Source organism: Variovorax sp. JS1663 (assembly GCF_002157355.1).
Lineage (GTDB): Bacteria > Pseudomonadota > Gammaproteobacteria > Burkholderiales > Burkholderiaceae_C > Variovorax.
Map to the genome: position 1 here is coordinate 46,678 of NZ_LYMK01000027.1, position 13,156 is coordinate 59,833.

12 protein-coding genes are annotated in these 13,156 nt (G+C 63.3%); 1 reads left to right on the plus strand and 11 read right to left on the minus strand.

Annotation, left to right across the window (positions count from 1 at the left end; all coding sequences use genetic code 11):
* Positions 1-170: 170 nt before the first annotated feature.
* The 8 genes from A8M77_RS21660 to A8M77_RS21695 all read right to left on the minus strand — a co-directional run bounded on the left by A8M77_RS21660 (position 171) and on the right by A8M77_RS21695 (position 9,002).
* The gene (locus tag A8M77_RS21660; protein WP_086923580.1) at positions 171-1,994 is read right to left on the minus strand and encodes a glycoside hydrolase family 15 protein; all 1,824 of its coding nucleotides are present in this window, start codon (positions 1,992-1,994) and stop codon (positions 171-173) included.
* 4 nt (positions 1,995-1,998) lie between these two features.
* Entirely contained in the window at positions 1,999-3,405 is a 1,407-nt protein-coding gene (zwf, locus tag A8M77_RS21665) for a glucose-6-phosphate dehydrogenase (protein WP_086923581.1), read from the minus strand.
* Position 3,406: 1 nt separating this feature from the next.
* A complete protein-coding gene (gnd, locus tag A8M77_RS21670; protein WP_086923582.1) occupies positions 3,407-4,522 on the minus strand; it encodes a phosphogluconate dehydrogenase (NAD(+)-dependent, decarboxylating) in 1,116 nt (371 codons plus the stop codon).
* Positions 4,523-4,856: 334 nt separating this feature from the next.
* Entirely contained in the window at positions 4,857-5,627 is a 771-nt protein-coding gene (locus A8M77_RS21675; RefSeq protein WP_086923583.1) for a copper resistance protein B, read from the minus strand.
* Positions 5,624-7,549: a copper resistance system multicopper oxidase gene (locus tag A8M77_RS21680; protein WP_337590026.1), complete on the minus strand. Its 1,926-nt coding sequence runs from the start codon at positions 7,547-7,549 to the stop codon at positions 5,624-5,626. The genes A8M77_RS21675 and A8M77_RS21680 overlap by 4 nt, the downstream gene beginning before the upstream one ends.
* On the minus strand, positions 7,510-7,818 hold the full coding sequence (locus tag A8M77_RS21685; RefSeq protein WP_086923585.1) for a four-helix bundle copper-binding protein: 309 nt from the start codon (positions 7,816-7,818) through the stop codon (positions 7,510-7,512). Before A8M77_RS21685 ends, A8M77_RS21680 begins: the two co-directional genes overlap by 40 nt.
* A gap of 294 nt (positions 7,819-8,112) precedes the next feature.
* A complete protein-coding gene (locus tag A8M77_RS21690) occupies positions 8,113-8,484 on the minus strand; it encodes a BON domain-containing protein (protein ID WP_086923586.1) in 372 nt (123 codons plus the stop codon).
* Between the two features lie 65 nt (positions 8,485-8,549).
* On the minus strand, positions 8,550-9,002 hold the full coding sequence (locus A8M77_RS21695) for a hypothetical protein (RefSeq protein WP_086923587.1): 453 nt from the start codon (positions 9,000-9,002) through the stop codon (positions 8,550-8,552).
* A 176-nt stretch (positions 9,003-9,178) separates the two neighbouring features.
* Between A8M77_RS21695 and A8M77_RS21700 the strand changes: the two genes are divergently transcribed.
* Positions 9,179-9,694, plus strand: a complete 516-nt coding sequence (locus tag A8M77_RS21700; RefSeq protein WP_143694711.1) for a hypothetical protein — start codon at positions 9,179-9,181, stop codon at positions 9,692-9,694.
* On the opposite strand, the gene A8M77_RS21705 is transcribed toward A8M77_RS21700, so the two are convergent.
* The 3 genes from A8M77_RS21705 to A8M77_RS21715 are packed head-to-tail and all read right to left on the minus strand — an operon-like array spanning position 9,640 to position 13,155.
* Positions 9,640-10,500 carry a cytochrome c3 family protein gene (locus tag A8M77_RS21705; RefSeq protein WP_086923589.1) on the minus strand — a complete coding sequence of 287 codons (861 nt, stop codon included), beginning with the start codon at positions 10,498-10,500 and terminating at the stop codon, positions 9,640-9,642. The genes A8M77_RS21700 and A8M77_RS21705 overlap by 55 nt on opposite strands.
* A 1-nt stretch (position 10,501) precedes the next feature.
* Complete coding sequence (locus tag A8M77_RS21710) at positions 10,502-11,251, minus strand: hypothetical protein (protein WP_086923590.1); 750 nt, start codon at positions 11,249-11,251, stop codon at positions 10,502-10,504.
* 2 nt (positions 11,252-11,253) lie between these two features.
* The gene (locus A8M77_RS21715) at positions 11,254-13,155 is read right to left on the minus strand and encodes a 2Fe-2S iron-sulfur cluster-binding protein (RefSeq protein WP_158100965.1); all 1,902 of its coding nucleotides are present in this window, start codon (positions 13,153-13,155) and stop codon (positions 11,254-11,256) included.
* Between the last annotated feature and the right edge of the window lies 1 nt (position 13,156).

A 13,156-nucleotide genomic window follows, 5' to 3' on the forward strand; every position in this document is an offset into this window, starting at 1 on the left:
GGCCAATGGGCCGCGGCGTCGGATGTCTTCGGGAAGTCGTAGGTCAAGGGCAACGGCCGCGACGCGAACTCGAGCGGGCTCCGCTCGCCGCTCGCAAAGCACTTCACATGGGAGCCGCGCCGATGTCGACCACCAGGACTTTCATAGTCGGGCTCGCCGCGCTGCTGGCTTCATGACGTCTGCGCGACCGCTGCAGGGCGCTCGCCTCGCGTGCAAGAGTGCTTGATCCGGTGCTGCGGCAGCGACAGGAGCCGGGCGGTGTTGACCAGCGCCATATGGGTCAGCGCCTGCGGAAAGTTGCCCAGCATCCGGCCGGTGTGCGGGTCCAATTCTTCCGACAGCAGGCCGACGTCGTTGCGCAACGCGAGCAACCGTTCGAACAGCGCCTCGGCTTCGTCGCGTCGGCCGGTCAGCGCCAAGCTGTCGGCGAGCCAGAACGTGCATGGCAGGAAGACGCCTTCGCCGGGCGGCAGGTTGTCGACACCCGTGGCAGTCGCGTAGCGCAGCACCAGGCCGCCGGCCATCAGTTCGCGCTGGATCGCGTCGACCGTCGCACGTACCCGCGCATCGTCGGGCGGCAGGAAACCGACCAGTGGGATCAGCAGAAGGCTGGCGTCGAGGTCGGATGCGCCGTAGTACTGCACGAAGCTGTTGCGCCGGGCATCGAAGCCGGCGTCGCAGACCTGCGCGTGGATCGCGTCGCGCGTGCGTCGCCACGCATCGATCGGACCGTCCAGGCCGAAATGTTCGACTGCCTTGACGGCTCGGTCGAAGGCGACCCAGGCCATCACCTTCGAATGCGTGAAGTGCCGCCGTGGCCCGCGAATTTCCCAGATGCCTTCGTCGGGCTCGCGCCAGTGCGTGTCCAAAAAGGCGAGCAGCGCCCGCTGGATCCGCCAGGCATGCGGCTCGGTGGCAAGGCCGGCGGCACGCGCTAGGTGCAGCGTGTCCATCACTTCGCCGTAGATGTCGAGCTGGAACTGCCTGGCCGCTGCGTTGCCGACGCGCACCGGCGCGGCGCCACCATAGCCGGGCAGCCAGCCGAGTTCGACTTCGTCGAGACGGCGCTCCCCGGTCACGCTGTAGAGGTTCTGCAGGTCCGCCGGGTTGCCGGCAACGGCGCGCAGCAGCCACTCGCGCCAGGCGACCGCCTCGCCAGTGTAGCCGGCGAGCAGTAGCGCGTTGAGCGTGAAGGTCGCGTCGCGCAGCCAGCAGTAACGGTAGTCCCAATTGCGCACGCCGCCGCCCTGTTCGGGCAGCGAGGTGGTGGGCGCGGCGACGATGCCGCCGGTGGGCGTGTAGGTCAGCGCCTTCAGCGTGATCAGCGAGCGCAGCACCTCGGAGCGCCAGCGACCCCGATAGCTGCCGCGCTGCGACCATTCAAGCCATTCGCGCTGCGTCTCCAGCAAGGTCTGCTCGGGGTCGATCGCTGGCTGCATCGGTACGTGCGAAGGGCGGTAGTTGAGCACGAACGGGACGCGTTCGCCGGCGCCGACTTCGAACCGGGCCACAGTCTTCATCTGCTCGCCATGCGTGCATACCGCGGTGTGCAGTTCCAGCGTGTCCGGCCCGGCGGTCGCGAGCAGCGTGCCGTGCGCCTTGTGCACCCACGGCACGATCGAACCATAGTCGAAGCGAATTACCAGTTCGGTGCGCATGCGCACGCGCCCGCTCAGCCCCTCGACAATGCGCACGATGTCCCAGCGCTCGTTCGACAGCGGCATGCTGTCGATGACGCGCACCGTGCCCTCGTCGGTCTCGAACTCGGTTTCCAGGATCAGCGTGCCGTCGCGGTAGCGGCGCCGCACCGCGCGCACGCCCTGAAACGGCGCGATCAGCCAGCGCCCATGGTCCGGGCCGCCCAGCAAGGCCGCGAAGCAGGCTCCCGAATCGAAACGCGGTATGCACAGCCAGTCGATTGAGCCGTCGCGGCCGACCAGCGCGGCGGTATGGCAGTCGCCGATCAGCGCGTAGTCTTCGATGGGCAGCGGCATCGCGTCACCGCGCCGGTTCGGGGTTGCGCCAGCCCCCATCGGCCGCGATCAGGCGGTCCGCCTCGGGCGGACCCCAACTGCCGGGCGGGTAGGAGGTGGCGCGGGGATGCTCGGCGAGCACCGGCTCGACAACGGTCCAGGCCGCCTCGACCGCGTCTTCGCGGGCGAACAGCGCGTTATCTCCGGCCATCGCATCGCAGAGCAGTCTCTCGTAAGGAGCCTCTTCACCGGCTTCCTCTTCCACCAGACAAAGCTCCTGCTGGTCGCCGACGAACCCCTTGCCGGCGCGCTTGACGCGGGCGGCCAGCGCGATGATCGAACCCGGCGAAAGGTGGAAGCGCAGATAGTTGGCCTCCGCGCTCGTTCTCACCGAGTCCGCGAACAACTGCTGCGGCGGCGGCTTGAGCCGCACCAGCACCTCGCACGCCGCTTCGGGCAGACACTTCCCCGAGCGCAGGTACCACGGCACGCCTTCCCAGCGCCAGGAGTCGATGTGCAGCCTCAGCGCGGCGTAGGTCTCGACATCCGAGTCCTTCGCGACCCGGGGCTCTTCGCGATAGCCGGTGTACTGGCCACGCACGATATCGGCTGGTTGCAGCGGCCGCATCGCTTGGAAGACATTGGCCTTCTCGGCATGCATGGCCGCAAAGCCGCGCCGCGGCGGCGGTTCCATCGCGAGCAGCGCGACGATCTGGAACAGGTGGTTCTGCACCACGTCGCGCAGGCAGCCAGCGCTCTCGTAGAAAGCACCGCGGCCCTGCACGCCGAACTCTTCGGCCAGCGTGATCTGCACGCTCGCCACGAAGTTGCGGTTCCAGATCGGTTCGAGGAACGAATTGGCGAAGCGGAAGTAGAGGATATTCATGACCGCTTCCTTGCCGAGAAAGTGATCGATGCGGAAGATCGCGTTGTCGGCAAACACTTCGAGCGCGACGCGGTTGAGCTCGCGCGCCGACGCGAGGTCGCGGCCGAACGGCTTCTCGACGATGACACGCGCCTGCGCAGCCAGGCCCGCCGTGCCAAGTCCCCTGATAACGGTCGGAAACAGCGCTGGCGGAATGGCGAGGTAGTGCGCCGGGCGCGTTGCCCCGCCGAGGGCCAGCTTGAGCGCTTCGAACGTGCCGGCATCGTTGTAATTGCCGCCCACGTAGTGCAGCACGGACAGCAACCGATCGAGCGCGATCGGGTCGCCCACGACAGCGGCGTTCTCAACGCTTTCCTTTGCCCGTGCGCGCAGTTGCTCGATGCTCCACGCCGACGAGGCGACGCCGATCACCGGCACCTTCAGCGCTCCGCGTTTGCACATCGCGCAGAGCGCCGGAAAAATCTTCCTGTAGGCCAGGTCACCGGTGACGCCGAACAGCACCAGCGCGTCAGACGCCGCAATGGCTCCGGCAGGGTCGTCGTGCATTTCAGTGCCCCGCACGGCCGCCCAAAGGGCATTGAGCAACCTCTCGGGGGCAGCGAACGAATAGAGCGTGGCGGCCTTTCACCCTAAGCCTCGCTTTCGGTTCGCCGGCGGCCCTTTCGACATGGCCGCCGAATTCTCGTCGCATCGCCGACAGCACGCGATTGGCGAAGTCCGCTTCTCCGCGCGAACTGAAACGGGCATACAGCGCGGCGCTCAGCACCGGCGCCGGCACCGCTTCGTCGATGGCGGCCTGGATCGTCCAGCGTCCTTCGCCGGAATCGGAGACGCGGCCGTGGAAGCCAGCGAGCACAGGGTCGGCGGCGAGCGCGGTGGCGGTCAAGTCGAGCAGCCACGAGCCGATCACGCTGCCGCGCCGCCAGACCTCGGCGATCTCGGGCAAGTCCATTTCGTACTGGTACAGCTCGGGGTTGCGCAGCGGCGTGGTCTCTGCATCGACGGCGCCTGCGCGCTTGCCGACATCCGCGTTGCGCAGGATGCTCAGCCCTTCGGCGTATGCTGCCATGACCCCGTACTCGATGCCGTTGTGCACCATCTTGACAAAGTGGCCGGTGCCGTGTGGACCGCAGTGCAGATAGCCCTGTTCGGCGCTGCTGCCGTTGCGGCTGCGGCCTGGCGTTGGTGCGACGGCACCGACGCCGGGGGCCAGCGTCGCGAACAGCGGCGCCAGGTGCTGCACGACCGCGTCCTCGCCGCCAATCATCAGGCAGTAACCGCGATCGAAGCCGGCGACGCCGCCGCTGGTGCCCACGTCGACATAGTGAATGCCCGACGCGCGCAAATCGGCCGCACGGCGGAGGTCGTCGGCGTAGTAGGAATTGCCGCCGTCGACGACGATGTCGCCGGCGTCGAGAAGTGGCAAGAGATCGCAGATGGTCTGGTCGACGACCCCCGCCGGGACCATCAACCAGATCGCTCGCGGCCGCGACAGCATCGTGACCAACTGCTGCAGCGACGCCGAGCCGGTGGCGCCCTGCGCGGTGAGCCGCTCGACGCTGGCGGGGTGCGCGGCGTAGACGACGCAGTCGTGGCCGCCGCGCATCAGCCGGCGGGTCATATTGGCGCCCATGCGTCCGAGTCCGATCATGCCAATCTGCATTGCGATGCTCCCGGCTTAGGTCCGTGGGTGTTCGAGTTGCGTCAACCTTGCGCAGGTGGTATTCGCGCCTCGCCCGAGTGTTCCCGGCGGCCGTCGACCAGAAGGATGGCCTGGCAGGGCAGCAGGGCGCCATCGGCGTCGAGCCTCAGGCCCAGCTGGGACTCCAGGGAATATGCAGCGCGCTATTCGGTCCTTTTCTGCATCGCACCTCATGCTCACCTCATCCGGTTGCAATCAACCAAATCAGCGCGGGCTGCATCCAAGACTGACAGCGGATTCGAGCCATCTTTTCCTCTATCAACTTTCCTTGCTTGCCGTCAAGTCCGACAGTCTTCTAGAACCACACCCGAACTCCCGCGACCACGCGCCATCCGCTCACATCTTCACCCCGTTCCCGCGCAAACTTCGCCGCGCCGCCGAAGCGTTTCTGCCAGGACACGCCAATGTAGGGGGCAAACTCGCGCTTGATCTCATAGCGCAAGCGAAGCCCGAACTCAACGTCGTTCACGCCGCGCCCGATGCCCAGTTCCCGCACTTCTTGAACTGCGATATTGGTTGCGAAGCGAGGCTGCAAGATCCAGCGCTGGGTCAGCAGGAGTTCATACTCGACCTCGGCCCGACCAGATACCTCGCCGCGTTCGCTGACGAAGGCGGCCGCCTGAACCCCGAACCGATAAGGTGCGAGTCCCTGCACTCCGAAGACTGCATACGTTCTCGATGGGCCATCCGATCTTGGCTTGAAGTAGCGCACGCCCGCTTGCAGATCCCAGAAGGGGGCAACCAAGCGCCCGTAGAGCACCTGTACATCCAAGTCCTCCATCCTGCCGTTGTAGGGCTTCGTGCCTTCGGTGTATATCCAAAGCCGGTTGTAGTCTCCGCCGATCCACCCCAGCGTATTGAAGCGCAGCGCATCGCTGCCTTTGCTGCCGCCGGCGAAACGCGCCGTAGTGTGCTCGAATTGGTCGAACAAGAAGTAGCTGCGGATCGGGCTGTCCTCGATGGGCGGGGGAAGTGTCTGGGCCTCGGCGAGCGGAGTCAACATCGCGCACGACACCAAGACGCCCGCATGGCGTAGCGCGCGTTTGGTGTTCGACGAGCGCTTCATGTCCGCCCCTTCGCTTTCGGATCGACGACTGAGACCACGCGCAGCATGCCGAGTTCCATATGAAAGAGCAGATGGCAATGGAAGGCCCACTTGCCGAGTTCGTCGGGCTCGACATCGAACGAGAGACGTTCACCTGCTTTCACATTGATGGTGTGCTTTAGCGGCCGCTTCGCGCCCGCGCCGTTCTCCAGCACCATCCACATCCCATGCAGGTGCATCGGGTGATCCATCATCGTATCGTTCACAAGGGTGACGCGAAGCCGCTCGCGGTAGTCGAACGGGATCGGCTCTTCGGCCTCGGAGTATTTCTTTCCATCGAATCCCCATATCTGACGATCCATATTGCCGGTGAGGTGCAACTCGATCTCGCGCTCGGGCACACCTTCCCGTCCTCCCGTCGACAACCGCCGCAAGTCGCTGTAGACGAGCACTCTACGGCCCGCGTCCCCGAGTCCGGTGCCCGGTTCGTTCACCCGGCTGGCAGGCATTTCGGCGATCGTGGAATTGCCTGGTCCGTGGCGGTCTGGCCCGTGGGGTTCGGCCTGCTTTGACGTGGCCTTTGCCGGCGCGGCGTCCGCCGGCATCGTCATGCCGGGCATTGCATCCATCTTCGGCTGCGTAGGCGCGGTATCCGCTGGCATGGCCATGTCGGGCATCGCATCCATTTTCGGCTGCATAGGTGCGGCGTCCGACGGCATCGCCATGCCGGGCATCGCATCCATCGTGGGCTTGCCGCCGCTGGCGGGCATGGACATAGCCCCCATCGCATCGCCGGACATGCCCATGTCGGCCATGGTCCGAAGGGGACGCACGCGGCGCTCGGGCATCGGTGCGCGCAGCCCGGAGCGCAGCGCAAGCGTGCCGGCTGCATAACCGCTGCGATCCATCGCCTCGGCGAAAATGGTGTACGCCTCTGCGCCGCGCGGTTGCACGATCACGTCGTAACTTTCGGCTGGAGCGATCCTGAACTCTTCAACTGCGACCGGTTCGACGTTCTGGCCATCCGCCTGCACGAGCGTCATCTCCAAGTCCGGAATACGAACATCGAAATGCGTCATCGCACCCGCGTTGATGAAGCGCATGCGGATGCGCTCGCCCGGCTTGAAGAGCGCGGTCCAGTTTTGATTTGCAGCCTGCCCGTTAAGCAAATACGTGTAGGTGGAACCGGTCACATCCGCGATGTCGGTCGGGTCCATTCGCATCTTTGCCCATTCCATACGGTCCGCGATCGTGGCGCGCCAGCCATTGCGGGACGCATCCCGAAAAACATCGGCCATCGTGCGTCGGTTGAAGTTGTAGTATGAACCGAACTTTTTCATCTTCGCCAGTACGCGCGCTGGATCCTCGAAGGTCCAGTCGGACAGCATTACGACGCATTCGCTTTCGTACGCGAACGGGTCGCGCGTGGCGGGGTCGATGATGAACGGGCCGTACAGGCCCGCCTGCTCCTGATTGCCCGAATGGCTGTGATACCAGTACGTGCCGTTCTGGCGCAATTTGTACCGATAAGTGAACGTCTCGCCGGGTCGAATGCCGGGAAAGCTCACCCCTGGGACGCCGTCCATGTCCGGCGGGACGAGGAGTCCGTGCCAATGGATCGAACTCGTCTCATCCAACTGGTTTGTCACTCGGATCGTCGCGGTCTCGCCCTCGCGAAACCGCAACACGGGACCGGGCAGCAAGCCGTTGACTACGGTTGGCGTGGCGCTCTGTCCATCGATATTGAGCCTGCCATTAGCGATCACGAGGTTGGACACCGGGCCGGATTCCTGCGGAGGCAATGCACGATCCGAAGCGGCCCACGTGTAACTTGGGGACAACGCGTTAAGCGCAGCCCCAGCACCCGAGGCCGCACTGGCTCTAAGGAAGCGTCGGCGCGGATTCATGTCATCGTCCTGCAACTCTTCGCGCAGTTCTGGCATTCTTCGACACACTCTCGCATATCACCCACCTGCTCGCAGCTCTTGCCGCATGCCTCGCACGCTTCGGCGCAGATCAGGCAGACCCGGCCGTGCAGTGGCGAGTCGCTCAGCATGAAGTTGGCCGACGTTTGGCAGAGTTCGGCGCAGTTGAGCATGAGGCGAAGGTGCTTCTGCTCGGCATGGCGCCCGCCGCGTTCCAGGCAGTAGCCCATCGCCATCCGGAGGCACATGCTATGGCAATCGAGACACGCCTTGATGGCGTCCTGCATGGGCGAGTCCACGCGGCTTTGGCGCGAGGTGGATGAATTTCCCGACGCTGTCGGCGCTGCAGAGTTCGATTCCGCAGCGAGCGCGTCGACCGACGCAAGCGTTTGAAGACCCCCGCCTGCGGTAACCGCAAACGCTGTTTGCAGAAGCCGACGGCGCCGTGTCCGCGGCGCCGATTTCATCTCACGGACTTCGTGTAGCGCGCTGCTTTCCATGACGGTCCTTTCGATTCTTGATCTCAATCACTGATGTTCGGTCGAACCCACGTCCTTGATGTCGTTGAGTGCTGAACGAACCTACTCGCGCTTTCCTTCCACTGGGTGACCCTTGCGTTCCGTCATCCTCTTTTCCATCATTTCGCGACCATGACCAAAGCCGGGGCCAGCGCTCTGCTCTTTGACAGTGATCTGGTCAACGACTTGGGCAACACCGTCGGTTCCGCGGGCCACCGCGACAGCTCGATCCTTGATGGCCGGGGTGTCGACAGTTCCTGACAAGGTGACCACCTTCTTCTGTACGCCGACGTCGATCTGAGCGGCCTTCACGGTTTCGTCCGACGTGAGATTCGATTTGACCTTCACGCCGATTCCAGAGTCGCTGGGGCCGCAGGCGACCGCAACAACGGCACTCGCCAATACACCGACGTATGCAATACGCTGCTGATACATGATTCTCTCTCCTTTGGCGAGTTCGCCACGGATTGCTGGGGACTGCGCGCTGCAAAGTTTCTTGATTACCTATCTGGCTTTGGCTTCATAGCCTCCTCGCGCTTCATCATTTGCTCCATCATCATTTGCATCATGTCCATGCGCGTTTCCGTCATTTCCTGGCGCTTCTTCATGTCGCTGTCTTTCATGCTCCCTTTCTTGTCGCCCATCATCATTCCGCCGGACTTGCCTTCGCCCTTCATCATCGGGCCGCCCATGCCGCGCATCGTCTTCATGTTTTCCTGCATGGTCTGCATGTGCTCCTGCATCAGCTTCTGGCGTTCTTTCGGATCGATGGTCGCTCCGATTGTTTCCATCTGCTGCTGCATTTTTTCCATGTTCGCCTGCATCTTGGGCATTTGCTTTTCCATGTCCATGCTCATCGCTGGCGCGGCGGGCGCAGGCTTTTCCTGCGCTGATGCGATTGGTGCCGACAAGGCAAAGGCGACGATTGCGGTGATCAATATTGAGGTTTTCATGGCGGTCTCTCAGGGTTGAGTTCAAGTTTTCAAGAATGAGCTTGCCTTGAGGTGGCGAAGATCAGCGAGCACATCTGTATAGGTGAAGACTTTTTCAGCGTCTGTACGGTCCGAAAGTAGCGCCCACCTCTCAGAATGGTTGTCGCCCCGATAGAACCAAGAATCCGGGGACGGCGATGAAGGACCGCAGCGGCTCGATACGGACAAGCATCCAAGGACCGAGGGGTAGGAAGGTGCTGCCGTCGGAGAGTTCGGCGGTGGAGGTGGTGGCCCCCGAAGTGGGCATTGAGGTGAGGACGCTGGAGCGCTGGCGTGGCCGGCTTGAGGCGGTGATTGCCACCGCCGCGATGCCCGAGTCGGGCAAATGCGCCTGGTGCTGCGAGCATGGCGTGTACCCCGCGGAGCTCGACAAGCGGCGCTCCAGTCCCACCATCGCGCTGGCCGAGCCCGAGGAGGCCCGGGCCAGCCTGCAGGCCACTCCGGCGAGACCACAAGCGCATCAAGCCCGCCATCAATCCGAATTTCACGGCCTTGCCCAGAAACAGGAAGAGAAATTCGCAATTGCCGGCATGCCGACCATGGCGACGAGGAACTGCGAGTTGCTCTTCATGCTTGTCCTTTCCACATTGATCTCGATTCAATGGACCTTCTTCCAGCCCAAGCCCTTGATGTCGTTCCAAACGGTTGTTTGATGACAAAGAAAGCACTGATTCACTTTGGCGTTCGGCTGGCGGGCAAGCGGGGCCGACATCATCGAGAAGTGCATCATGTTGTGGCTGGGCGGCGGCTTATGACACTGCGCACACTCTGTCGAGCGCGTCGACGGGTGAACAAACTCCGCGATGGTCCATTGGGTCGTGGCGTGGCACTGTACGCAGTCGGCGCCGAAGAAACCCTGATGACGATCCTTGGTCGCGTGGCAGCTGGCGCAGTTGAGCATCGACTCGTTGGCACCGAGACGCGGATGGTCGATGGGCAACGTAGGAACGCTCGTCTGCTTCACCTCGGCGTAAGGGGCGTCGGGCGCCCGCGTCTGCGCCTCCTGGCGCGGCAGCCGATCCAATAGGCTGGCTACCGCTTCAACGTCAGGGGTGCTCAGTCCCACGCCCAGCCCGGCGGCTTTCATCTCCCGATGACCAGTCCTGGCAAGCAGTGCATGATCCATCGTTGTCGGCATCCGCGCCGTTCCTTGGTGCTCCACATGGCAGCCGATGCAAATTTGCACGTTCGCGTGGAACGCAGTGGGCTGGCGCTGCAACAGCGCCGTGTTGTCGGCGTGGCATGCGATGCAAAGCTTGGGCTCGACACCTTTCACTGGCGTGTGGCAAGCTGCACAGTTATTCGAGAGAAAGGCATGCGACTGTGACAGCGTTCCCGGGGCTACGGCTTGTTGCCATAACGTGCGTGTTTGTGAGTCGCTCTTGCTCCAGTCAACGCCGATGCCAACTGCGATGACGGCAGTAACGAGCGCCGCGATGATGAGTTTTACCTGGCTCATGCTACGAGAACCACCGGAGTCCATACTGCACCCCGGCCCCGATGTGCAGCGCGAGCAGCACATAGAGGATGACGGAGAGAACGATGTGGAGCTTCAGAGATCGGCCAAACCAGCGTTTGAAGAATTCGTGCATGCGGACCGAGTACTCCAGGTCCGCCACCGATTCGGCGATGCGGGCTGCCTCGCCAGCGGGGCCAGCGGGTCGGACGTCGAGCCCGAGTGATGCCATCGCTGCTGTCAAGACTGGCGCCCTTGGGAGAACTCCCATTTCAGCCGGGGAGTTTTCAAGCTTCCACCAGGCATTGTCGAGATCTCCTCTTGCGGTCTGCAGCAACGCCAACTTGTCCTTCATTTCATGGGCGACAAAGGTGAGCAGATAGCGAACCGCAAAGCCGCTGACGACGACGAGCAGCATCGTTGCCGTCAGCGTAGTTCCCAGCCAGCTGTCGAACTTGTGACCCGTGTGAATGATCGCGAGCAATGGGCCGAGAAGGCCCGCATAGACGTGCAGGGTAAGCAACGTCTTCATCGATACGTGCGGTGTGATTCGGGCGTTGAACCAGGAAACACGCTTTGCGATCGGGTAGGCAAGCGGGACGAGCATGAGCACAGCCCCCGCTATCCCGAATACCGCTCCGAGTCCGCTGCCCGGAAAGCGAGGCGAGCGGTGCAGGAAGAAGCCGAGCCAGGCTAGAAGCAGTACGCTGAGCACGCCGCTGACGACGATGCCTTCACGTTCAGGCCATTTCATGGCTACGCCTCCACAGTGACCGGCCCGGTGGGCTTTGCCTGGCAGGCGAGAATCATGCCGTCGGCCTTGTCTTCGGGATCTAGCCCGTCCTCGACCGCCATCTCGACTTCGCCGGAAGTCATCTTCACCTTGCAGATGCCGCAGGTGCCGACGCGGCATGAGAATTCGATCCCGATGTCGAGCTCTTCGGACAGCTCAAGAACGGTCTGATCAACATGAATTCTGGAGGACTTGTTGTTCTTCGAAAAGGTCACCAGCGGGCCGGTAGCGGGGGCAGTGGATTTGGCGGTGGTCCCGGCTGCGGCAGGGGAGGGTGCGGCTGAGCCAAAACTTTCGGTCTTCACCTGGTCGGGTGGCACCTTCAGCTCAGTGAGGATCGCCTTGACCGCGTCCATCATCACGGGCGGCCCGCAAAGATGGATTCTTCGCGCAGCGATGTCAGGGACAGTCTGCGCGAGTAATGCCTTCGTGAGGCGTCCTCGTAGCCCTTGCCAGTCCGTCCCTTCCGGATGCTCCATTACCACTGCGACCTGCAGCTTTTTGTTGACACGCTGAAGCTCAGCGAGATCTCTTGCAAAGATGAAATCAACTGGGGCCCTGCACGCGTAGACAAAAAAGATGTCTCCGGGCCATGACCGCTCAGTAAGGTAGCGCGTGATGCTCATCATCGGAGTGATTCCCACACCGCCCGCGATGAGGACGACGCTGTCCGCTTCGGTTCCGGTAAAGGTGGACTTTCCGACAGGACCTCCTGCTTCGATCAGGTCGCCAACCTTGAGCACATCGTCGACATGACGCGAGACCGCGCCCCGGGGTTCGCGCTTCACGGTCAGGTCGACATGGTTGCGCTGTGTCGGGGAGGATGAGATGGAGTATGAGCGGTTCATCCTCGCCCCACCCACCGAGAACGCGACATTGAGGAACTGACCGGGCGCAAAGTTGAAAGGCATGGGGCCATCACCGGACGCGGGCTGCAGACGCAAGGTTTTCACGCTTGGTGTTTCCGTGATGACGCTGCCTATGCGGAGTTGGCCCCGCCACTTCGCATTGGGAACTGACGCCACGTTAGTCTGTGGAGCGTCGATCGGCGACTCTGTTTCGGTCGCAGGCTTGGCTGCTGAAGCAGGGGCAGAAGAGTGCGACGGGGGGGCCACAGGCGGGGATGCTTTTGCCGTCGGCGGCGTGTCGCCAGCTGGTGGTGTCCCTCCAGCCGGCGTCGTCGTTCCAGCGGGCGGACCCGCTGGTGAAGACGGGTTGGGAGCTCCGCCGAGGGGGGGCGACGTTCCGGGGGGCGGCGCTCCCGGATTTGGCTCGATGCGTCCGAAGAGGGCAGCAGTTCGGCGCATCTTGAAGAAGTACATGGCGACCATCGCCAGCGCGAACGCGATAAGCAATGCCATCACCAAGAGATGCAATGGCAAGACGCCGAGAACTTTTCGTGAGTCTTCACGCGCAATGGGAGACGCGAGGTTCATCTCGCTCTTGAACCATTGCGAAGCGACATTCTGAGGCGGTGTTCCTTCCTGAAGAAGCCTGTGCACGGCGACGCCGCTGCCCACACGCCCGAGGCCGTCGCGCGACTGTTGCAGCGCGCTCTCGGCTGAGTCGTGATCGCCCGCTGCGATCGCAGTCGACAGGCGTTCCTGCGCCGTCTGCAATAGCATCGTGCCTTCGTAGATGCGCTCCTCGGAGAGGCGGCGCACTTCGGCACGGTTTTCGGGCGTCAGCGTGGGCAGACTCATCAGGAACGGGTAAATCTCTTTTCCCGCGCCACCCCCGCAGCAGCCTTCGCTGCCCATCATCCCTTCCATCATTTTCTGCATGCCCGCCATCATTCCCTGCATGGCGTCCGACTGGGCCGACATTGCAGCGGGAGCTTGCGCTGGCGCGGAGGCACCTGCCATG

Excerpts from the sequence above, each read along its gene's own strand:
- A8M77_RS21660 (WP_086923580.1), bottom strand. The coding sequence starts at position 1,994 with ATGCCGCTGCCCATCGAAGACTACGCGCTGATCGGCGACTGCCATACC.
- zwf (WP_086923581.1), bottom strand. The coding sequence starts at position 3,405 with ATGCACGACGACCCTGCCGGAGCCATTGCGGCGTCTGACGCGCTGGTG.
- gnd (WP_086923582.1), bottom strand. The coding sequence starts at position 4,522 with ATGCAGATTGGCATGATCGGACTCGGACGCATGGGCGCCAATATGACC.
- A8M77_RS21675 (WP_086923583.1), bottom strand. The coding sequence starts at position 5,627 with ATGAAGCGCTCGTCGAACACCAAACGCGCGCTACGCCATGCGGGCGTC.
- A8M77_RS21680 (WP_337590026.1), bottom strand. The coding sequence starts at position 7,549 with ATGCCAGAACTGCGCGAAGAGTTGCAGGACGATGACATGAATCCGCGC.
- A8M77_RS21685 (WP_086923585.1), bottom strand. The coding sequence starts at position 7,818 with ATGCAGGACGCCATCAAGGCGTGTCTCGATTGCCATAGCATGTGCCTC.
- A8M77_RS21690 (WP_086923586.1), bottom strand. The coding sequence starts at position 8,484 with ATGTATCAGCAGCGTATTGCATACGTCGGTGTATTGGCGAGTGCCGTT.
- A8M77_RS21695 (WP_086923587.1), bottom strand. The coding sequence starts at position 9,002 with ATGAAAACCTCAATATTGATCACCGCAATCGTCGCCTTTGCCTTGTCG.
- A8M77_RS21700 (WP_143694711.1), top strand. The coding sequence starts at position 9,179 with ATGAAGGACCGCAGCGGCTCGATACGGACAAGCATCCAAGGACCGAGG.
- A8M77_RS21705 (WP_086923589.1), bottom strand. The coding sequence starts at position 10,500 with ATGAGCCAGGTAAAACTCATCATCGCGGCGCTCGTTACTGCCGTCATC.
- A8M77_RS21710 (WP_086923590.1), bottom strand. The coding sequence starts at position 11,251 with ATGAAATGGCCTGAACGTGAAGGCATCGTCGTCAGCGGCGTGCTCAGC.
- A8M77_RS21715 (WP_158100965.1), bottom strand. The coding sequence starts at position 13,155 with ATGGCAGGTGCCTCCGCGCCAGCGCAAGCTCCCGCTGCAATGTCGGCC.